Here is an 18,248-nt window from a genome sequence, read left to right as displayed (position 1 = left end):
CCTAGGCTCGCTGGAATGACCCACCTAAAGCGCCGCGTGTAGTGGTTCAGCTTGTACGTCTGAAATAGATTAAACTATGAACATCAAACCCCAAGACCGATAAAGGCGAACCACATGGTTCGCCTTCTTAGTAGTGCATGAGATAACTGATTTAGGATTTAGAGGTTTAACGAGTATAACTGAAGCCAATCACGGGTGGCTTGCTTCTACCTCCCTTAGCCAGAGCTATTGTCAAATGTGGTGTATGGAAGATCATGCAGTAGCTTGTTGATGAGTCTCCATTTCTTTCACTCCATTGATGAAGCGAACATCTTTCACAACATCCGCTAGGAGTGCAAAACCTCGTAGACGACGCCACTTCGTCTCTGCACTGCGCATTAACTTGTAGGCCATCATCAACGTAGTCTTTCTGTTTCCACAGTTCTTCGTCTTGTTCGTGCGTAAACGTACTGTGGCGAACATCGATTCTATTGGGTTGGTTGTCCTGATATGAACCCAGTGCTCTGCTGGGTAATCGTAGAACGCCAGCATTTCAGCTTTATCTTTCACCAAGCAGTCGGTTGCCTTTGGATACTTGGCTTCGAAGCGCTTCTGGAAGGTTGAGAAGGCGTGATAAGCATCATCTCTAGTCTCTGCCATCCAGATATCTTGCAGTGCTTCCTTCATTCGTGGTTGTACGCTTTTGGGCACCTTGTTAAGCACATTCGCCGTCTTATGTACCCAGCATCGTTGCTGAGTCGTTTGAGGCCAGCACTTAGCAACCGCTTTCCAGAAGCCAAGCGCGCCATCTCCGATGGCGAGCTTCGGTGCTAACTGTAATCCCTGCGCTCGTAGCTGCTCAATGAGTTCCGTCCAACTTGCTTCTGACTCTCTATGACCATCCAGAACGCCAAGGACTTCTTTGCGTCCAGTGTCATCGACACCAATGATGACGAGTAAGCAGAGCTTATCGTCCATCCTAACGTGACAGTAAACACCGTCAGCCCAAATGTAAACATAGCGGCGCCTACCGAGGTCACGCTTACGCCACTGTTCGTACTCCGCATACCAGCGCTCTTTGAGGCGACAGATGCTGTTGGCTGACAGGCCTTTCGCATCCTTACCAAGCAGAGACTCCAGAGCAGGCAGCATATCGCCCGTAGATATTCCCTTGAGATAGAGTAACGGGAGCAGTGTTGCAACGCTCTTTGTTCGCTTGAGATACGGTGGTATCAAGTTGCTATTAAATTTGACGCCATGCCCTGAGCGATCTCTTACCTTAGGAATTTGCACTTCGACATCACCGACACCGGTTTGCAAGGTTCGCTCAGGTAAGAAACCGTTGCGAACGATAGCTTGCTTGCCGTCAACCATAACATTCTGGTGTTGTGCAAGTAACTGTTGAAGCTCAGCTTCAACAGCTTGTGCAATCAAATCTCTAGCCCCTTGACGTATCAGTTCAGTAAGTGGGTCTTGTGGTGTATTCAGTGAAACAACAGTATTATCAGTCATGCGGTGTACCTTTCTGTTAATCGTTCTGGGGAGAACTGCATCAACAGATTACACCGCAACTTCCTTTCTCTTCCATACACCAGAAATCAGCATAGCTCCCTTAGCCATCAGCCAGGTTATTGCTCTTTACCACCGCAAGGTAGCTCTCAATCACTGGGTGATCAAACTGTTCCGATTCGTACATCACCCAACGTTGGGCTACGGTGAGATCAGTAAATGAACCATCCTTAAAATCGCCGCGCCATCGAACATCAAATTCAGCGGCATATTTACCTTCACCTAGGTAAGAGACTTCAATACTCTCGATATCGTGGTCGTCGGACTGCAATAAGTCATGTATCCAATGGTGTCATTCCATAAGTTCATTTTAAGCGATGCTTTAGTTTGAAGACGAACTTCGCAGCTCACATTGCAGTTGTATCAACCATCGAGCCAACGACGTTGATGTGAGTTTTAAAGCGAAAATGGGCTTGGTATGCCTAAAACTTGCCGTATTGGGTGACTATCAATCTAAATAAGGCTGCTCGGCTTCGAAAACGAATTGCACAACAAAGCCAACCATGAAAGTAATGGAGATATTATTTACATTATTTTTTAAAGTGCGCCTAGATATAAGATTTAGCATGACTTAATTTGAAAACTGGGGCAGTCCTAGGCTAGCACTTGAGATCATTAGGACATAGTATCGCCTCACGCATGGGGATAGGCTGACCTATGTACGATATTGGCAAGCGAATGACTAAAATACAGGTTTTCCTTATGAGTGCCACAATATTATTGCTCTCTACAGGTTGTAACGCAGATATGTTTAATTTCTTCAAATCAAAAAAGTTTCAATACACACTTAAACGGGAAAGCGTTTACTAGCGAGGTAGTTTATCTACACACGGCTTTTTCTAACAACCGTTATATCACCGAAACTATAACGTCAGAAAAGGGGGATTTTCATTTCGAACCCACATACCACTATCAGACGTTTAAAGAATCTGCCCTTCATGAATCCTCTAGCTACATTGGCATTTACATTTTTATAGATGGCAAAAAATACTACTTACTAGAAGCTCGATTTTCTGATGTGAAACCCTATGAATTTATTTCAGATAATCTTCTTGGTTTAAGTTGTGAGATTAATTCGGACGAATATCATTACTTTTTTAAAAATAAATTTGTTGAGAATGGTCTCGATCTTGAAGTTTTTAGTAGGTGCGATTTGAAAGGATTTTCTGAAAGAGTACTACTAAACAAGGACACGTAATAGTTGATATTAAATAGATTGAATGACCAATTGCTCTTACAAACACCGTACTACGCCTCCTTCCAAGCTGACGATGCGGGTTTGATTCCCACAGCACGCTTAGGGGGATTCCTAGTCTCAACCAGGACCGCTGGAGTGACCCCATTGGAAACGCCGAGTGTAGTAATTCAGCCCTTGAGTCTGAATTAGAGCTACCCCCTGAACACCAAATCCTAAGAGTAAAAAAGGCGAACCACTTGGCTCGCCTCTTTTGTTAGTTGTTTTTCGTTAGCTCGCTTTCGATGCCGCGTGCTGTTCTACCATAAACGCAATGACTTCTTCGTTTAAGCAAGATTTGCTGATGTATTGGCGTTGTTTACCAAGATGAAGGATAAAGCCCAAATCAGTTTGTTCGAGTTGGTCGATTTCATTCCAAGCGAGGCTGCGATCGATTTTACCGCTTTTGTAGCGTACTCCGTCTGCATTCACTTCAAACACCACTTTACTGCCACGGCTTGAGCTGATGGTTTGACGCCACAGCCACCACGTTCGCTTGCAGTACACGCTGAACGCTTCAATCACACTCAATACGATAAAGAACCAACCCACATAACCGTTAGGTAGTAATTCAAACTCCAATAAAACCACACCAAAAATAAGAAACAAGATCCCTTTCAAATACGCATGTGGGAACTTAACTGGTTGGCTAGTTTGATCATAACACTCGGCAAAGAAAGGTTTGTCGAGTGTGTATTCTGTAGTGAATTCGAAATCTTTAGACATGTATGGTTACTTCAAGGCTTCTGTAAATGAGTAATCTTGGTTGCACTCTCGCAACGCATGCATTGTAGCGCTTCTCGGGATTTATCTTTAGTCCTTTTGATTCTGTTTTGTAAATCAATGATACCGAAAAACGAAGACGGTTCGATATGCCGCCTACTCGGCGTCCCAGCCATCGGCTTTTTGGACAATGAGTTCAACGACACCAGCAAGCTCTTTACCTTTTGGGGTTAACCCATAATTCACAGTAACAGGAATGGTGTCTTGTTGTTTTCGCCACACAAATCCATGCTCAGACAACAGCTTCAAACGCTCAGTAAGCACTTTGCTTGAGACCAGCGCTAACTGTTTGCGAATTTGACCGAATCGCATCTCTTCTTGTTGCCCGAGCAACCATACGATGTGCGCTGTCCACTTTGTCGATATCAAAGTTAAATATTTATCGACACTGCAATAGCCATCTGGCTGTACTCGATGATTTACTTTCGTCGGCATCGTCCTTTCCCAATTCATTCTTTGCTAAGTAAGTGTAATCAAACGCGACCTAGCAGACCAATAGTTACCTAGGCGTAACTAGTTACCTTTAGGAAGCTAATTTTAAATTGTAACCGACTTATTTATTGTGAAAACACAACAAGGCGGAGGCACAACTGCAACCTAAGCCAATATCAAAAGGATGAAGTTATGCGTTACGTTTTACTGTTTATCTCTTTTCTATCCCTTGGCTTACACGCTGAGGCTCTTTATTCAAAACCACAAACACCTTCTGAGTTACATGCGTTATTTGGGCAGTATTTTGCAAAGAAAGATTTGGATGGATTAGGTACGCTTTTTCACCCAGACGCCGTATTTGTTTTAGATAAAAAAGGCAATCAAGCCAAAGGCAGAGAAGAAATTAAGCAGGTATTGAAAGGCTACATGAATGGCGATGTAGACATGCTCACCAAAAGCGTTTCTATTCACATTAATGACGACATTGCCATGGTGCGATCTGATTGGGAAATATTGAACGCTTCGCAAGGTAACAACATTCAAGGAACAGCATTAGAGGTGATGCACTATGTGGATGGTGGCTGGGTCTATGTGATTGACAATCCCAACGGCTATTGACGCCTAGATCAAACAAGGCGAACCATTTGGCTCGCCTTGTTAATTAATAATCGTTGTTATTTCTTCAGGTTTTCTATTTTAGAGGGTCGTTGTCTGGCAACGCACTGTGAATCCAAAGTGCCAGTCTGTGTTTAATGTTTGCGCCATCTAATTTGCTATCCGGCAGTGGCGTGATCTGTTTAGCATCAACCAAGAACAGGTAAATCGCTTTTACTCTTACTGGTTGTGGTGACTGAGGAAGGTCAAAGCCCTGCATCTTTGCCATCTTCCCGGCAATCTCTAGTGCTTTTTTAACCAGTTTATCTTCATTGTGAAGCTTGGAGCTTTTTGACATTGATAAAATCCTCTTGTTCGCTTGACCTCAGAATACATGAAGTAACGCCAGTGACGTGTTAATAAGCTCGCATATTGATAAGTTTATGCCTTATTACCGAGTAACTGATTGAAAAATGACCTTAATTCGTCATCATCAAGGTTGAGCAGGTAGTCGCCAACATACCATTCAATAATGGATTGATTTGGATGTGCCGTGACTTGCGGGTTACCAAACCAAATGCCCTTTTCCGTGGCAAACGTGTGTTGGAGTTCTTTCAGCTCTTCACAGCTAAATGGCAGGATAAGGTGCAACATGTTTGCTTGAGGCTGAGTTGGTCTCACCGCCAAAGATGGGAACTCTTCAATGATTTTGTAGAGCTGTTTTGTTCGCTCAAACAGAGCCGGCATTTGTGACAACCTTTCATCAAACTGCATTGCCGCAGACACCACATAAGGTGTTCTGTGATACAGGTTGCCACCTTGTCGCTTCATCCACATTGAAGCCAGTTCAATGAACGACTTTGAGCCAAGCAACATAGATCCGCCCATGCCGTTGATGCCTTTGTAGAGTGAAACATAGGTCGTATCAAAACCAGCGGCGATCTCACGGTATTCTTTTTGATAGTACGCTGCGGTTTCCCATAGTCTTGCGCCATCCATGTGGAGATGAATGTCATTTTCGGCGCAGTACGCTTTGATTTCTTCCAGTTCTTGCCATGAAGGTAGCTGACCGCCAATTTCGCGCATCGGGAGTTCATAAAGAACGGCTGCGATTTCATCCGGCCACGCAGTGAGATCCTCAAGCTTCCATGTTTGGTAAGGGTTCCCTACTGGCAAAATATTAAAGCGATGTTGAAGTTGATAACCTTGTTTTTCATGTACCGGAATATGACTAGATGCGTGCATAGCGACAATAGGATTGCGCTTTTGTCTTGTAATAATTTCGAGCACTGTTGGCTGTGTCATCGTCCCTGTTACAACAAAAAGCCCTGCCTCGTAACCCAGCAGATCGGCAACCTTTTGCTCAAACGCTTGAATCGTTTCTCCCTCGCCGTAGACATCGTGATTCACGTTGTTTTCTTCGCACCACTTTGCCATTTTCGCAAAGTGTTCGGCTGGAGAGTCTTCTTTATTATCTGGGAGATGGGTATGACAAAGCTGTTTTAGGTGGGCACTCATTGTTCTGTCCTTTGAATCAAAGCTTCAACAATGTAACTTGTTAATACGGAGGCGTAAACTGCATTTTCGCGATGTCTTTCTGCGTATGCCTTTAACTATTCTCTCTGAGTGATAATGAGTATGTAGCGTGGTTTGTGCTGTGCCGTATTTTTCTCAATAACTAGGAGGTTTAATTCAAAAAAAGGCTCAACAGAACAACAATGTGCTTTTATGGTTTGAACCAAACGCAGACAAACCGCGTAATAAAGGAAGGTTCTAAGTAAAGGATTTATTTATGTTTTCTTTCTTCAAAAACAATTCTGTCAAGAAACTCAAAAAGCGCCACTCAATGCTGCTTGAACAAGCGATGCAAGCGCAAAGACGAGGCGACATACGTACCTACTCATTGTTGACGGCGGAGGCCGAAGAGCTTTTCGAGCAAATAAAAACCGCTCACAAGCCCCAGAGTTGAGTCCTACGTTAAGCTCGATGATCGATTAAGGTTGGATCAGCAACCAATAAAAGTATGAAGGTGAACGGTTTGGTTCACCTTTCTGTTTTTAAATGGCGAAACGACATTATCTTTTTGCTAGTGGACGACTTCATCAACATAACCAGTGCCTGCTTACGAGCAATATCATGTTCTAACGATGAAAGAAGAAGAAATTCCATTGGATTCGATATGTTCATATATGCTTATGCCTGTGAACTATAATCAATAAGATTTCACGCAATCTATAAATAACAACAAAGGACTGTGTTATGCCACAAACGTTAGATCAGGCTGTTCAGGTTTTAGACCGAGATTTAGAGGAGTTTTTACTTCGCTTCCCACTATCCATTACCAGCGCGGGCCAATCGAAAGGTGCTATGAGGTTTTACTTGTATAGCCATGGCGATACCGCTTTCGGAATAAATCAGGGGGTTAAGATGAAGGAGATGCGTTTTCGCCTTGGCCCAAAATCGTTAGTTAAAAACGCGAAAGCACTTCAATGTATTCATATCCCCGTTTCTCCGTTTGAACAACTTAAACCCGACTCCATTTCTAAAGTCACCCACTATGATGCTGCTGACTACTTGGTAACCACTCAATTGACCGGCTGTACCTTTGCAATCCGTAAAGCAAAAGGAGGCGGGCTTGAGTTTTTGCATGTTCAACCAAAGGGGGACTTTAACGGCATGGAAGTACAACGTGCTGTCCAGAAGGAGTTTCAAGTCTCTTTTGGCAGAGGGTCTGGCACGGACAATTCAACTTATGGTGAAAATACTCGGGTTACGGTTATGGGCGCGCGAACCAACGGCCTATGGGTCGTTTATGCTCAATATCAAGACTCGAGTGGCAGTGTGACAAAAGTAGACTGCATTTATAAAGAACCAAGCTCTGTGGCGTATGTGGATTAACTTCATCGCTGTTTAGGTTCTTCACTCACTGCCACACAAGTAAAGAATGTGAGTCGACCAATAGGTTGACTCACTTCCCTATCCCTTCGTTACTGCCGCACCTTTTAAACTCTTCTCGTCGCTTAATGTTCTACTCAAAAAGTTATCAATATTAGACGCCAACACTCTGCTGCATAAACTTGGCTTCTGCCTTTGAGTAACACAGCTCACCAACGTAGATTTCGCTTTCTAGCAAATACATACCTCGCTTACTCTTAATGCAATGCGCTTCCACTCGGATAGAACTATTGAGAGGGATCGGTTTTATAAAGCGCACCTCCAGCTTAGCCGTCATAGCGCAGATATCTTGTGCGAAAAGACAGTGTGTCATAGCAGTATCGTGCAGCGCACTGATGGCACCGCCTTGCATCACGCCTTCATAACCTTGAACCTTTTCTGTCGGCACGATTTGCCCTTGCACGCCACCACTCGGCATTGCCGTAAATTGAATCGTATCGTGCGCGTTGAAAAATGGCTGGCAGCAGACTGCGCAGTGTTGGTGGTTTTTAGGAGCGTGAATAGACATAAGTACCTCTGCGTTTGAGATTGTCTGTGGAACAAAACAGAATGAATAAAGAGAACAAAGAAAAGAAGCGTTAGACTTGGCGAGCAACTGACATGGTGAATTCCTTTATCTACTTAGGCTGTCACTTTATGCTCTGTAATTAGCATATGCCAATAACAAAAAGTGAGAAATTAGGTTCCATCGAGCTGAATGCCTTGGCGGAAGGATCACTCTGTTATCGAAACTGACTCACCACTGGTTTCACGTACCAAAGTCGCTTACTATGCCAAGTACCTATAACGCTTTGTGAGCCACTCATGAGCAGTAAAAATAATAAAAATCTCAGCATTCTTCTTAAACTCAACACCTTCGTTTCACCTTATAAATGGCGCGTTGCTGCGGCTTTAGTTGCCCTCATCGCAACAGCCAGCCTGACGCTATCCGTCGGTTACGGCGTGCGCATTCTTATAGACCAAGGCTTTGCTCAGCAATCGCTGCAAGAACTCACCAATGCGATTCAATTTATCGTCGGTGTGACGCTGTGCATCGCAGTGGGGACATTCTTCCGTTTCTATCTGGTTTCTTCTGTGGGCGAACGCGTCAGCGCAGACATTCGTCTTGCGGTGTTTAACCATGTAATTACGCTGCATCCTAGTTATTTTGAGACCAATAGTAGCGGCGATATTATGTCTCGCCTCACCACAGATACGACGCTGTTGCAAAGCATTATTGGGTCGTCGTTTTCTATGGCGATGCGCAGCGCGCTTATGTGTATTGGTGCGATCATCATGTTGTTCGCAACCAACTTTAAGCTCACTTTGATTGTGCTGGCTTCTGTGCCATTCGTGTTGGTTCCGATTTTGGTTTATGGAAGACGAGTACGTGCCCTATCACGCCAAAGCCAAGACACCATGGCCGATGTCGGCAGCTACGCAGGCGAAGCAATTGAACACATCAAAACGGTTCAAAGCTTTAGCTCAGAGCAACATGAACGCGCGGCGTTTGCTGTCGAAGTAGAAAAAGCTTATGAAGTGGGTAGACAGCGAGTAAAACAGCGCGCAATTCTGATTTCTGGCGTTATCGTTATCGTGTTCAGCGCCATTGCTGGCATGCTTTGGGTTGGCGGAAGTGATGTGATTCACGGCAAGATGTCTGCCGGCGATCTAGCGGCATTTGTGTTCTACGCCATCATGGTTGCGTCTTCCATGGCAACGATTTCCGAAGTCATGGGGGAACTGCAAAGAGCCGCTGGTGCAACAGAAAGGCTGATTGAGATCCTTCAAGTGGAAAGCGACATCAGCGCACCAAACAATCACCTTCCTATTACCGATGATATGCCAGCGGAAGTGACGTTTGATTCAGTGAACTTCAACTACCCTTCTCGCCCCGACCAACCCGCTATCAAAGGGTTAAACCTGACTGCAGAGAAAGGTAAGGTGTTGGCTTTAGTTGGCCCTTCTGGCGCTGGTAAAACGACCTTATTCGAATTGCTGCAACGCTTCTACGACCCGCAACAAGGCCAAGTATTGTTTGGTGGAGAAGACATTCGACAGTTCGAACCGAATGATCTTCGCCGTCAAATGGCATTGGTTCCACAGCAACCCGCTTTGTTTAGTCACGATGTATTCCACAACATTCGTTACGGCAATCCAGACGCTACTGACGAGCAAGTGATTGAAGCGGCGAAGAAAGCACACGCGCATGAGTTTATTGAGAAGCTACCGGACGGTTACCATAGCTTTTTGGGTGAGCGCGGCGTGAGATTATCTGGCGGTCAAAAACAACGTATCGCGATTGCTCGTGCGATTCTGAAAGATCCAAAAATCCTTTTGCTTGATGAGGCCACCAGCGCACTGGACAGTGAAAGTGAGCACCATGTTCAACAAGCACTTGAAGCATTGATGAAAGACCGCACGACTCTGATCATTGCTCACCGACTTTCAACCATCCAACACGCCGATAAAATTGCGGTGCTAGACGGTGGCGAGTTGATTGACCTTGGCAACCACCAGTCACTGATGCAAAGCTGCGAACTCTATCAGCGCCTTGTCGCGTTGCAGTTTAAGCATTTGGAGTAACAGCGGCTTTTTATTAGTTAAGAAGTAAAACAATACTGCTAAGCCACTCCACAACAACAGAGCGAATCCTCACAATACCAAATGTGCGAAGTTAATACGTATAGTCCTGCGGCAATCAGGAAGCTGAAGGAATTAAGTACTTCGAACATTATTGTGAGGATCGCCTCCCGTAACTTCCTCGATCTATGCACCTTCTAATTTAGAAAACAAAGTAAGTACGCTATCGCAAGAGCACGTCCTAAAAGTTACTGTTAAGGCGTTTGCCCTATCTCAAATTAATCCGCTCAACCATTAAAACGCTTAATCGCCTCATTTACACCTCCATATAGACGTCTAAGCATCTTATTGAAAATCTGCCTAATTGTTTTATAAGTCAAATCTATAACAATTGAGCTAGCCGCACCTGAAAATACCAACATATGACCAAGTAATCCTTTTACTTGGGATGCTGCTGTTTTTCCTGCTTCAGCTATTTTTACCAACGTTTGTGCAATAAAGTCGTACAGCGTCGCACCTGAGCTAATCGCTCCTTGAGCAGCAACTAGCGAATAGTACCCAGTATCCTTAAGTAAGGTGATTAAAGCAGCGCTTAAACGGTCAGTCCAAAAATTACTATAGTTAGCCTGATTACGTTTATTATAATCCAGCCGTACTGGGAGAAAAAAATCACTAGCCGCCCTTTGTAACTCCTGCCAATCTTCGCCCTTTGCTGTCGCTAGATATCCTGGAACAGCTCCTTGATCAGGATCCATGCCATGAGCGCTAGTGCAAATGCCTTGCCCACTGTCGAGACGAAACTCAAAGCCTTTATACGGCGAATGAAAAAAGGGCCAGAGTGGTACTTTGGGCACCACATCCGCGCCATGCGTACAGCGATAAATATCATTGATTCTGTTTGTATTTGCACTAGCAAAACCTGACAAGCCCACCCTAGGTGCACCAAACGTGTACAGTTTCACGTTATTGCTATAAGAGCTAGTTGCGACCCAGTCGGCAGTCAACGTAGCCAAAGCCCCGCCTAAACTATGTCCAATGCAATGCACAGTTCCTATCTTTGAATTTTTTCGCCATTCATCTAAAAACTTTTGTAATTGTGGGCGTAACAATGAAAATGTACGCTGAAAGCCAGCATGAACTGCTTGTCCATTGGCACTCCCTTTCAAACCAATTTGTAAGTTAGTTCCCCAATCATGACCTGATGTCATTTTAGTTCCGCGAATAGCGATAATAGCGTCTCCACTATATGGACCATCACCGTAACCTAACGCTGCAAACCCCGTCTCTTTATTGAAAAGATAGCCTCCCGTTTTACTAGTCAGATTATCTTTACTTTTAAAATACCTACGAACAGAAGGTGGAGGGGTGACACTACGCTGTTGCTCTCGTATAGAATATGCGAAAAAAGCAAGTTCCGAGGCTAGCTTTGGAGAAAGGGTTCCCATTTTAATCCCTTAAATTAGTCCATTAATGTTGCCGTATTTTTCTAGATCTTGAAGTTCACCAAACGCTTCAATATCAGCAGCTTTCTTTTTCTCTATTTCTGAGCGAACAGGCCACCTGCAGATGCTTACGATCGTGTAATTAACTACCCCACTTGGAAAATCAGAGTTGTAAATATCAACAATTTCTTCCTCGTTAGCTAAGTCACAGTTTAATTCCGAGAGCATTTCAGAAAAATAAGAGTTATGTGTTACACCACGAGAGTTTGCATCCCAAAGGTAAGTTTCATCCTTATTCGTATTGTTTCGATTAGCGTCAATACGAATACCTTGCCAAATAACATTGGTTCTCAATGGGTTGTTAGCATGAAGTGATTGTATAGTTAGCTCTGGAAAGCTAAAGTGCCCCTCACTATCGGTTGTTGTATAGTCGTGAATCTCACCATCCGTTATATCGATAAACTCATAACTTCGTTTCAGCTTAATACCAACCAACGGTTTGCCATTGTCAGTGATCCGTCCACTTACTGCTGGAAATAGCTCGACGGTTTCCTTTTTAAACATTTCTCTCTCCAATCCATAGGCTTCAAATGCAAAAGATAAGAGGAAAATAACAAGCACTTGCGATGAGGGACTCTCAATTATACGCATCACACCACATAACCAATCAGTTGCACTTGAGATGATACTATATACTACATTCTGTACTATCAATGCAGATGTACTTTAGAGGCATCTTCATTTGAATAATTCTTAATTTTTGGACTACATAGATCTTTGGAATAGTGTTGTCTGTCGAAAATCCAACACGCCGATAAAATTGCGGTGTTAGACGGCGGCGAGTTGATTGACCTTGGCAACCATCAGTCGTTAATGCAAAGCTGCGAACTCTATCAGCGCCTTGTCGCGTTGCAGTTTAAGCACCTAGAGTAACCTTCCATAAAGCCCGCTGAATTTAGCGGGTTTTATTTTTAAACAATTCATCGCAAATATACCCCCGTTAGTATAAACACTACCCCCCAGTATAAATTCGGTGCTACATTACCGACTAACTCCTCTCTCCTGCCAATTACATTGAGTACAGATGCTATGTCACATACAGCCAAAGATAAGAAAAAGCTAACGGCCCGAGTCAGCAAGATACAAGGTCAGGTCAACGGTCTTAAAAAGATGTTAGATGAAGAGCAAGAGTGCCAGGACGTGTTGCAGCAGATCGCCGCGATTCGAGGCGCGGTAAACGGTTTGATGAAAGAGGTCATCAAAGGCCATCTACATGAGCACCTTGTTCTAGAGGAAGACAAAGAACAACGAGAAGCGGATATGGACGTGGTGATTAAAGTTATCGACTCATACATTAAATAAAGCCCAGTTTTACTGAGCTTTCATTTGAGACATTCTCTTTTGCAGATCTTTTTTGAGAGCATTGATGGCGTAAGGCTTCATCGACTTCCAAGCCTTACATTCTTCTCGCGTTCTTCCACACCCAGCGCACCACCCTTTGTTATGGGAGAAATCACATACATCAATACAAGGGCTTTTCTGCTTTTTCATTTATAACCTATCCAGCACCTTGTCGATGCTTGCTTCTAGCGCACGCAGTCGGTTGAACTCTTCAAACAAACGTTGTTCTAGGTTTTTAAAGTTGAGCGGCAGCGTTCGCTGGCAAATACCATAGCTGTTATCCAGTGTTTTATACCCTTTCCAACCAGCAATACGGCTCCCTTCTAGCTCTTTGAATTGACGTACAAATTCAGCTTGGGATGGACAGTCTTCTTCCGCATGCATACAAATCGGAAAGGCTTTTTGCTTAACTTGAGGCCCTTCGATATACGTTTCGAAATGCACACCACCTTGGTTTTCGTTGAACCAGTTTTGCTTATACAGCTGCAGGTACTCTCCTCGATTATAAATTTCCCAACCATCTTCAAACCAATTCGCATTTTGCAGCATTTTTTCTAGGTTACGAAAAACACCCTTTACGTCTTTCATACAGTGACACTTCCCAGTGAGTTATGTTTTTAAAAACTATACTCCCCTCCAGTATATAATACTACCCCCTAGTATATGTGGTTATTTGGGTGGGACGCGGGAGAAAGAGTAATGACGTTATTTATAACTCCAAGGAAACAAATCCAACATGCAGCTTTAAGCCACTTAAAAATACAAACGAAAAAGGCGAACCAGTTGGCTCGCCTTTCATGCTATATCTTTTATCCCCAGTAAGACTTAACCTTCTGGGTTTTCCTTCGCGTTGATTTCCGCGTACGTGTGTAGAAGCTCTGTTAGCGTCTTCACCCATGCGAACACGTCTGTCGGCGTGTTTTGTAGAAGCTTTTCTACTTGCTCACAGTGCGTTTCAAGTGTGATTGCTTCTTCTAGACGGAATGAAATTGCGTAGAAGTGCCAAAGCACAAGACGCGTCATACGTTCGCTGTTTTGCTTCGCGTTGTCAGAATCATCAAACGCTTGCTGAATTTCACTTAGTGCGATTGCGGTCATGCGTAACATCGCATCTAGGCGCGCTGACAACATGCGGTCTTCACTGTCTACTTCTTCTTGGTCGAAGGTAAACAGTTCGTTCATCACATCTTCTGGCACCATTTTACTGATCATGCGAGCGCTAAACTCTTCCAATTCATGGCGCGGCATAGTCACAAGACAATCGAATGTGTAATCACGAAGCATAAAATCACTCTACATCTGTTATTAACTTTTAGTTTGCGCATTCTAAGGGCTGTGATTTCAATTACCACTTTTTATTTGTTTGGATGTGCAGATAAAGTCTAGTAGCAGCGCGTTACTCTGAGGATTTGCTTTTCTGGAAGTACTGAACCACTTTCCAGATCAGGAAGCCTGCGACACCGACGAGCAGCACAGAACGAAGGAGAATAGGCGCATCGTGTTCAAGTTGGGTTGCGTGAGGGACAATACTTGCAAACAACCGACTGGTAAAAAGCAGCCCCATCACCAACATAACAATCTTGTTCATACGCGCTACCTTTTAAATTCAAGCACTGCGTACTAAACGCAGCTATCGAGTTGTTTGCGAAATAAGAGCCTTGGCCCTGAGTGAACGTAAAAGGATGCGCGTCGTAGGTGTGATCGTCAATGGATGAGGCAGTAAGCTAATATTGCAAAAGTGAAGATGCGCTCGACGATTCCGCCCAAATAGCCTTAAGAACAGCGCTTAATTGCCTAAGTATTGATCCTCCCGAGTGTCCAACCACAAGTCATAGTTTTTCATCACTTTGGAGAACTGAGGACTTTGAATATAACCATTCAGCCATGCTTTTAGTTTTGGGTAAGGGCTTTGTCTAAACCATTGTTTATCGATACGTGCGTACTTACGGATGAAAGGCAGAATTGCGATATCGACCAAGCTTTCTCGTTCCGTAAACAAAAAGGAGTGCTGCGTTAAAAGAGACTCAAGCGTGATGAGTTCCCTTTCACACTTTTTACGCAGTTCATCTGCATTATCTTCATGGTAACGCTTCGCACAGCCAAAAGCGTTCATCGCGGGTACAAAGTGCGATTCAAACTCTCCAATCACTTCGAGCATTTTAGGCAATGCTTCTGGATGATCGCTATCCAAAAGATCATTCGGGTCACATTCAGAAAGCGCCCAAACCATAATGTCTAAGCTTTCTTCAAGTATCTGTTTTTGAGGTGTAGTGTCCATTTGAGAACGCTTGGGAATGACTAGTACAGGCACACTGCCCTTCGGCGATACCTCTAGCATTTCTGATGGCTTGTTATCGAGCTTGATAGAACGAATAAGCACGCATTGCTGGGCTTTGAGCAACGCAAATCTTGCACGAATCGCGTAGGGGCAATTGTGCAAAGAATAAAGAATGGGTGCCGTACCGTTCGTCATATTTAGTTCCATCAAGCCGTGGCCTTTGCTTCTATCTATTACTGTCTCTTCTAACTATTTTACTTTCTAACCATTTCAATTTCAGAGTAGCAAGTTCTGCTTTTTCTATTCCATATAGAAACCATGAATCTTCATTTGAAATAACATTACTTTCAAAAAGAGGAAATCAATTTGAAAAAAGTTCACCGCATTTTGTGATGCGGGCTGTGGTTAAAATTACCGTGAAATCCAGCAATACAAAGCAACACCATTATGAACAACGAAGCGAAACAACTTTTTCATTACCTCTGTAACCAATACGATGAGTTATCTAAGGACTTTGAATCTCGCCCTTTCCCTGAGTTTTCAGAAACCATTACTCACCCGTTGGGTTACTGCTTTGTCCGTTGTCCTATCGGGAGTCAGCGCTTTTCCATTGTGTCGATCAACTTTGATCCTTCGGTACGTGGCCAAGGGGTTTTAACCGCGTTTATCAACTACGTAAGAAACAACCCGTATCACTATCAAGGTGTTGAAGTTGCCATCATTGAAAACAAGAACCTAGCGAAAAGACTGCTGTCTCTTGGATGGGAATACAAATCCTTGTTTAGCAAACTTTTCTTCTCCAAAAAGCCAACATTGATTAAAGACTTTCAGTGCGCTTAATGACGCAGAGTCACCCTCAGTCATTGCCTTTCAGCATATCGATAAATGCTTGTCTTGATTCTTGGGAAGTGTCTCGATGTGTTGTGTAGGCGGCATGGGTGTTTTCATCAGCAGATTGCGAAAGCTCAATGCCCCACAAGGCTTTTATTTGGTTTGGAACCATTGAGTAACGCACGTCTATAATGCGCTTTTCATCGTCCGGATCACGCGCGACAAAGCCATCAGAGAACCAACGAAATCGCTCAATATCTAAGGCCTGCTGCGATGTTGAGCTTAACCAAGGGAAGTCTTTCCCGATGTCCAGTTTGGCAACCGATTCTCCAGTATAGATTTTGGTCGCAGTCCCTACTCTTATGGCGTCTACGTAATACTGGCCCTCGGCTTCGTAGATGACTTTCCAAACCAAACTATTCGCGAACGTAGGTTTGGCCTCTAAGCGCACTGGAGCATGTTGCCTTGCTTGTGCAAGCTCCCATCCTGCTTCTTCCGCTCTTTCTCTTTGAATCATACCTAACGTAAGGTAAGCAAACGCCCAAACTATCGAGATTCGTGCATACCAAGGGTTACGTTTCAACAGAACAAACACGACGCCTACTAAAACAGGAAGCGTGAAGGCAGGATCAATAACAGAAACGGTATTCCACGCATACCGCTCGTTGGTAAACGGCCACAAAAGCTGAGTGCCGTAACTGGTACACGCATCCAATAAACCGTGTGTGGCACAGCCGAGCGCACAATACCACCAGCTTTGTGTGAACGATAAACCAAGCCTTTTAGCAAAAAGCGGATAGAAAACAAAAGCGCAGAGTAAGCTGCCAATAGGAATAAACAGCAACGAGTGGGTGAACTGTCGGTGATATTGCAAAAACAACAGCGGATCATTGGAAGAGCGAATCAATATGTCCAAATCTGGAGCCATACCAGCAAGCATTCCAAGGACACCTGCCGCCACCAAGTGCTGTTTTTTGCTTACTGATAGAGACAATGACGCCCCAACCAACCCTTGCGTTAACGGGTCCACGGCGAAATCTCCCAATCATGCTTGAAAACCAGAAATGTTTGCCACATAAAATATCCGTATTTCGATGACTCAAACCCATTGGGTGGAATCACATCAAAGCTATTGAAAATCAAAGCGAATAAAACGAGTGTTAGTTTTAGTGTAGATGGATTGGACAAGTTCGCGAGCCTGCGTAAAACGAGATATGACGAAATCTCTGACTCTGCCTTCTATTGCGGTATAATCTGTCGTCTTATGTTTTGAGTATAAGTTTCCACTCCTTCAGCACCACTTCGAGGCATGTCTTGCAGTTAACCAGTTTTAAATACAAAACGCGTAAAGGCCCTGATTATCGCCATGGCGACCAAGTGTCGTTTGTCGACATCAAAGAAACATTTGGCATCGGCGGAATTCGTATTGGTAAGTGGGTGAACAAAGAAGAAAAAGACCTCGCAGCAAACTTAATATTCGATTCTCTCGCAGACTTAGCGTACATCCTTGCGCTACCGCCTTCGGCGATTGGACTTCGTGGTAATTTGAGCCTTGCTTTTGGTACTGGCGGCCGCAAAGGCGTTCAAGCGCATTACGCTCCGAATCAACGTGAATTAGCCTTGGCAAAGAACGCAGGTGCAGGAGCGCTTGCTCATGAGTTTTGGCACGCGTTCGACCATTACATTGCCGAGAAAGCTTTCGACATTGGGGATCGTTCAGGGCCACAACGCCAAATCTTATTTGCGAGTGATTGCTGGCTGAAAAATGCCGATCATTTCCCGCACCCACTCAACGAGCGATTACTGAAGATATTTGACGCCACATTGCTCACGCCAGATGGCCAAGATCGACATGACTATGTATCCCGAAGTGTAAAAGCAGACCAAGCGATGGGTTCAAGCTACTTTTCACAACCCACCGAGATGATGGCACGAGCATTTGAAGCCGTTGTGGAGTCTTGTTCTGGCATTGAAAACGCATACCTAGTTTCTGGCACAACGAAGCCTGACACCCTGCCTCTTTACCCAGATATCGCACACAGAAACGCTATATATGAAGCGCTTCAAGCGTACTTTCGTCCACTGGGTGATGCGTTGAGTCGTTAGCTAAGGAATAGCGACTATTCAGAAAATCTCGCGATTTCAAAGCACAAACCTTTCCCATCAATCTAAAAAAGGTTTATACATA

Annotated in this window: 22 protein-coding genes; 7 read left to right on the top strand and 15 right to left on the bottom strand. The window is 44.1% G+C overall.

Translation table 11 applies throughout. The annotated features are described in order from the left end of the window. Window positions 1–252 precede the first annotated feature (252 nt). From ITG12_RS19260 to ITG12_RS19245, 4 genes are all read right to left on the bottom strand, one after another. On the bottom strand, window positions 253–1,491 hold the full coding sequence (locus ITG12_RS19260) for an IS256-like element ISVa19 family transposase (protein WP_038874549.1): 1,239 nt from the start codon (window positions 1,489–1,491) through the stop codon (window positions 253–255). Between the two features lie 100 nt (window positions 1,492–1,591). Beyond that, window positions 1,592–1,819 (bottom strand): hypothetical protein, encoded by a 228-nt coding sequence (locus tag ITG12_RS19255; RefSeq protein ID WP_248874743.1) that lies wholly within the window; start codon window positions 1,817–1,819, stop codon window positions 1,592–1,594. 1,194 nt (window positions 1,820–3,013) lie between these two features. Continuing rightward, complete coding sequence (locus ITG12_RS19250) at window positions 3,014–3,508, bottom strand: YcxB family protein (protein ID WP_104024910.1); 495 nt, start codon at window positions 3,506–3,508, stop codon at window positions 3,014–3,016. A gap of 153 nt (window positions 3,509–3,661) precedes the next feature. After that, the gene (locus ITG12_RS19245; protein ID WP_248874741.1) at window positions 3,662–4,000 is read right to left on the bottom strand and encodes a helix-turn-helix domain-containing protein; all 339 of its coding nucleotides are present in this window, start codon (window positions 3,998–4,000) and stop codon (window positions 3,662–3,664) included. A gap of 189 nt (window positions 4,001–4,189) precedes the next feature. On the opposite strand from ITG12_RS19245, the gene ITG12_RS19240 reads away from it, so the two are divergent. Next, the gene (locus ITG12_RS19240; protein ID WP_061009195.1) at window positions 4,190–4,615 is read left to right on the top strand and encodes a nuclear transport factor 2 family protein; all 426 of its coding nucleotides are present in this window, start codon (window positions 4,190–4,192) and stop codon (window positions 4,613–4,615) included. Window positions 4,616–4,688: 73 nt separating this feature from the next. Here the strand turns inward: ITG12_RS19240 and ITG12_RS19235 are convergent, their stop codons facing one another. Together ITG12_RS19235 and ITG12_RS19230 are read right to left on the bottom strand one after the other, a co-directional pair. After that, a complete protein-coding gene (locus ITG12_RS19235) occupies window positions 4,689–4,949 on the bottom strand; it encodes a DUF5062 family protein (RefSeq protein WP_038870892.1) in 261 nt (86 codons plus the stop codon). Window positions 4,950–5,032: 83 nt separating this feature from the next. Next, entirely contained in the window at window positions 5,033–6,109 is a 1,077-nt protein-coding gene (locus tag ITG12_RS19230) for a beta-eliminating lyase-related protein (RefSeq protein WP_248874740.1), read from the bottom strand. Window positions 6,110–6,383: 274 nt separating this feature from the next. Here ITG12_RS19230 and ITG12_RS19225 point away from each other — a divergent pair, with 274 nt between their 5' ends. Beyond that, on the top strand, window positions 6,384–6,560 hold the full coding sequence (locus ITG12_RS19225; RefSeq protein ID WP_009704518.1) for a DUF6435 family protein: 177 nt from the start codon (window positions 6,384–6,386) through the stop codon (window positions 6,558–6,560). A gap of 290 nt (window positions 6,561–6,850) precedes the next feature. Continuing rightward, complete coding sequence (locus ITG12_RS19220) at window positions 6,851–7,489, top strand: hypothetical protein (protein ID WP_042602829.1); 639 nt, start codon at window positions 6,851–6,853, stop codon at window positions 7,487–7,489. A 151-nt stretch (window positions 7,490–7,640) separates the two neighbouring features. Here the strand turns inward: ITG12_RS19220 and ITG12_RS19215 are convergent, their stop codons facing one another. Next, the gene (locus ITG12_RS19215) at window positions 7,641–8,054 is read right to left on the bottom strand and encodes a PaaI family thioesterase (RefSeq protein ID WP_248874737.1); all 414 of its coding nucleotides are present in this window, start codon (window positions 8,052–8,054) and stop codon (window positions 7,641–7,643) included. A 296-nt stretch (window positions 8,055–8,350) separates the two neighbouring features. Here ITG12_RS19215 and ITG12_RS19210 point away from each other — a divergent pair, with 296 nt between their 5' ends. Beyond that, window positions 8,351–10,111 carry an ABC transporter ATP-binding protein/permease gene (locus ITG12_RS19210; protein ID WP_042602831.1) on the top strand — a complete coding sequence of 587 codons (1,761 nt, stop codon included), beginning with the start codon at window positions 8,351–8,353 and terminating at the stop codon, window positions 10,109–10,111. A 284-nt stretch (window positions 10,112–10,395) separates the two neighbouring features. Here the strand turns inward: ITG12_RS19210 and ITG12_RS19205 are convergent, their stop codons facing one another. Together ITG12_RS19205 and ITG12_RS19200 are read right to left on the bottom strand one after the other, a co-directional pair. After that, entirely contained in the window at window positions 10,396–11,553 is a 1,158-nt protein-coding gene (locus tag ITG12_RS19205; RefSeq protein WP_248874735.1) for a lipase family protein, read from the bottom strand. A 9-nt stretch (window positions 11,554–11,562) separates the two neighbouring features. Beyond that, window positions 11,563–12,114 carry a carboxypeptidase-like regulatory domain-containing protein gene (locus ITG12_RS19200; protein ID WP_038878007.1) on the bottom strand — a complete coding sequence of 184 codons (552 nt, stop codon included), beginning with the start codon at window positions 12,112–12,114 and terminating at the stop codon, window positions 11,563–11,565. A 525-nt stretch (window positions 12,115–12,639) separates the two neighbouring features. Here ITG12_RS19200 and rcnR point away from each other — a divergent pair. Continuing rightward, the gene (gene rcnR / locus ITG12_RS19195; protein WP_038878009.1) at window positions 12,640–12,912 is read left to right on the top strand and encodes a Ni(II)/Co(II)-binding transcriptional repressor RcnR; all 273 of its coding nucleotides are present in this window, start codon (window positions 12,640–12,642) and stop codon (window positions 12,910–12,912) included. Window positions 12,913–12,921: 9 nt separating this feature from the next. Here the strand turns inward: rcnR and ITG12_RS19190 are convergent, their stop codons facing one another. The 5 genes from ITG12_RS19190 to ITG12_RS19170 all read right to left on the bottom strand — a co-directional run bounded on the left by ITG12_RS19190 (window position 12,922) and on the right by ITG12_RS19170 (window position 15,424). After that, window positions 12,922–13,101, bottom strand: a complete 180-nt coding sequence (locus ITG12_RS19190) for a DUF1289 domain-containing protein (RefSeq protein WP_038878011.1) — start codon at window positions 13,099–13,101, stop codon at window positions 12,922–12,924. Continuing rightward, window positions 13,102–13,539, bottom strand: coding sequence for a hypothetical protein (locus ITG12_RS19185; RefSeq protein WP_005440697.1), 438 nt, complete (start codon window positions 13,537–13,539; stop codon window positions 13,102–13,104). Window positions 13,540–13,776: 237 nt separating this feature from the next. Next, entirely contained in the window at window positions 13,777–14,235 is a 459-nt protein-coding gene (locus ITG12_RS19180; protein WP_009704523.1) for a hypothetical protein, read from the bottom strand. A 112-nt stretch (window positions 14,236–14,347) separates the two neighbouring features. Then, window positions 14,348–14,539: a hypothetical protein gene (locus ITG12_RS19175; protein WP_038878013.1), complete on the bottom strand. Its 192-nt coding sequence runs from the start codon at window positions 14,537–14,539 to the stop codon at window positions 14,348–14,350. A 198-nt stretch (window positions 14,540–14,737) separates the two neighbouring features. Further along, window positions 14,738–15,424, bottom strand: a complete 687-nt coding sequence (locus tag ITG12_RS19170) for a glutathione S-transferase (protein WP_038878015.1) — start codon at window positions 15,422–15,424, stop codon at window positions 14,738–14,740. A 252-nt stretch (window positions 15,425–15,676) separates the two neighbouring features. Between ITG12_RS19170 and ITG12_RS19165 the strand changes: the two genes are divergently transcribed. Then, window positions 15,677–16,069 (top strand): hypothetical protein, encoded by a 393-nt coding sequence (locus ITG12_RS19165; RefSeq protein WP_038878017.1) that lies wholly within the window; start codon window positions 15,677–15,679, stop codon window positions 16,067–16,069. A 16-nt stretch (window positions 16,070–16,085) separates the two neighbouring features. On the opposite strand, the gene ITG12_RS19160 is transcribed toward ITG12_RS19165, so the two are convergent. Next, entirely contained in the window at window positions 16,086–17,090 is a 1,005-nt protein-coding gene (locus ITG12_RS19160) for a metal-dependent hydrolase (RefSeq protein WP_038878019.1), read from the bottom strand. 284 nt (window positions 17,091–17,374) lie between these two features. Between ITG12_RS19160 and ITG12_RS19155 the strand changes: the two genes are divergently transcribed. Next, window positions 17,375–18,166 carry a CLCA_X family protein gene (locus ITG12_RS19155; protein ID WP_038878020.1) on the top strand — a complete coding sequence of 264 codons (792 nt, stop codon included), beginning with the start codon at window positions 17,375–17,377 and terminating at the stop codon, window positions 18,164–18,166. The last annotated feature ends 82 nt before the right edge of the window (window positions 18,167–18,248 follow it).

This window comes from Vibrio sp. ED002, from assembly GCF_023277445.1.
In the GTDB taxonomy this organism is placed as follows: Bacteria; Pseudomonadota; Gammaproteobacteria; order Enterobacterales; family Vibrionaceae; genus Vibrio; species Vibrio jasicida.
Note: the sequence above shows the minus strand (reverse complement) of the source record. Positions and strands in the feature narration are given on the sequence as shown.

Excerpts from the sequence above, each read along its gene's own strand:
- ITG12_RS19260 (WP_038874549.1), bottom strand. The coding sequence starts at position 1,491 with ATGACTGATAATACTGTTGTTTCACTGAATACACCACAAGACCCACTT.
- ITG12_RS19250 (WP_104024910.1), bottom strand. The coding sequence starts at position 3,508 with ATGTCTAAAGATTTCGAATTCACTACAGAATACACACTCGACAAACCT.
- ITG12_RS19245 (WP_248874741.1), bottom strand. The coding sequence starts at position 4,000 with ATGCCGACGAAAGTAAATCATCGAGTACAGCCAGATGGCTATTGCAGT.
- ITG12_RS19240 (WP_061009195.1), top strand. The coding sequence starts at position 4,190 with ATGCGTTACGTTTTACTGTTTATCTCTTTTCTATCCCTTGGCTTACAC.
- ITG12_RS19235 (WP_038870892.1), bottom strand. The coding sequence starts at position 4,949 with ATGTCAAAAAGCTCCAAGCTTCACAATGAAGATAAACTGGTTAAAAAA.
- ITG12_RS19230 (WP_248874740.1), bottom strand. The coding sequence starts at position 6,109 with ATGAGTGCCCACCTAAAACAGCTTTGTCATACCCATCTCCCAGATAAT.
- ITG12_RS19225 (WP_009704518.1), top strand. The coding sequence starts at position 6,384 with ATGTTTTCTTTCTTCAAAAACAATTCTGTCAAGAAACTCAAAAAGCGC.
- ITG12_RS19220 (WP_042602829.1), top strand. The coding sequence starts at position 6,851 with ATGCCACAAACGTTAGATCAGGCTGTTCAGGTTTTAGACCGAGATTTA.
- ITG12_RS19215 (WP_248874737.1), bottom strand. The coding sequence starts at position 8,054 with ATGTCTATTCACGCTCCTAAAAACCACCAACACTGCGCAGTCTGCTGC.
- ITG12_RS19210 (WP_042602831.1), top strand. The coding sequence starts at position 8,351 with ATGAGCAGTAAAAATAATAAAAATCTCAGCATTCTTCTTAAACTCAAC.
- ITG12_RS19205 (WP_248874735.1), bottom strand. The coding sequence starts at position 11,553 with ATGGGAACCCTTTCTCCAAAGCTAGCCTCGGAACTTGCTTTTTTCGCA.
- ITG12_RS19200 (WP_038878007.1), bottom strand. The coding sequence starts at position 12,114 with ATGTTTAAAAAGGAAACCGTCGAGCTATTTCCAGCAGTAAGTGGACGG.
- rcnR (WP_038878009.1), top strand. The coding sequence starts at position 12,640 with ATGTCACATACAGCCAAAGATAAGAAAAAGCTAACGGCCCGAGTCAGC.
- ITG12_RS19190 (WP_038878011.1), bottom strand. The coding sequence starts at position 13,101 with ATGAAAAAGCAGAAAAGCCCTTGTATTGATGTATGTGATTTCTCCCAT.
- ITG12_RS19185 (WP_005440697.1), bottom strand. The coding sequence starts at position 13,539 with ATGAAAGACGTAAAGGGTGTTTTTCGTAACCTAGAAAAAATGCTGCAA.
- ITG12_RS19180 (WP_009704523.1), bottom strand. The coding sequence starts at position 14,235 with ATGCTTCGTGATTACACATTCGATTGTCTTGTGACTATGCCGCGCCAT.
- ITG12_RS19175 (WP_038878013.1), bottom strand. The coding sequence starts at position 14,539 with ATGAACAAGATTGTTATGTTGGTGATGGGGCTGCTTTTTACCAGTCGG.
- ITG12_RS19170 (WP_038878015.1), bottom strand. The coding sequence starts at position 15,424 with ATGACGAACGGTACGGCACCCATTCTTTATTCTTTGCACAATTGCCCC.
- ITG12_RS19165 (WP_038878017.1), top strand. The coding sequence starts at position 15,677 with ATGAACAACGAAGCGAAACAACTTTTTCATTACCTCTGTAACCAATAC.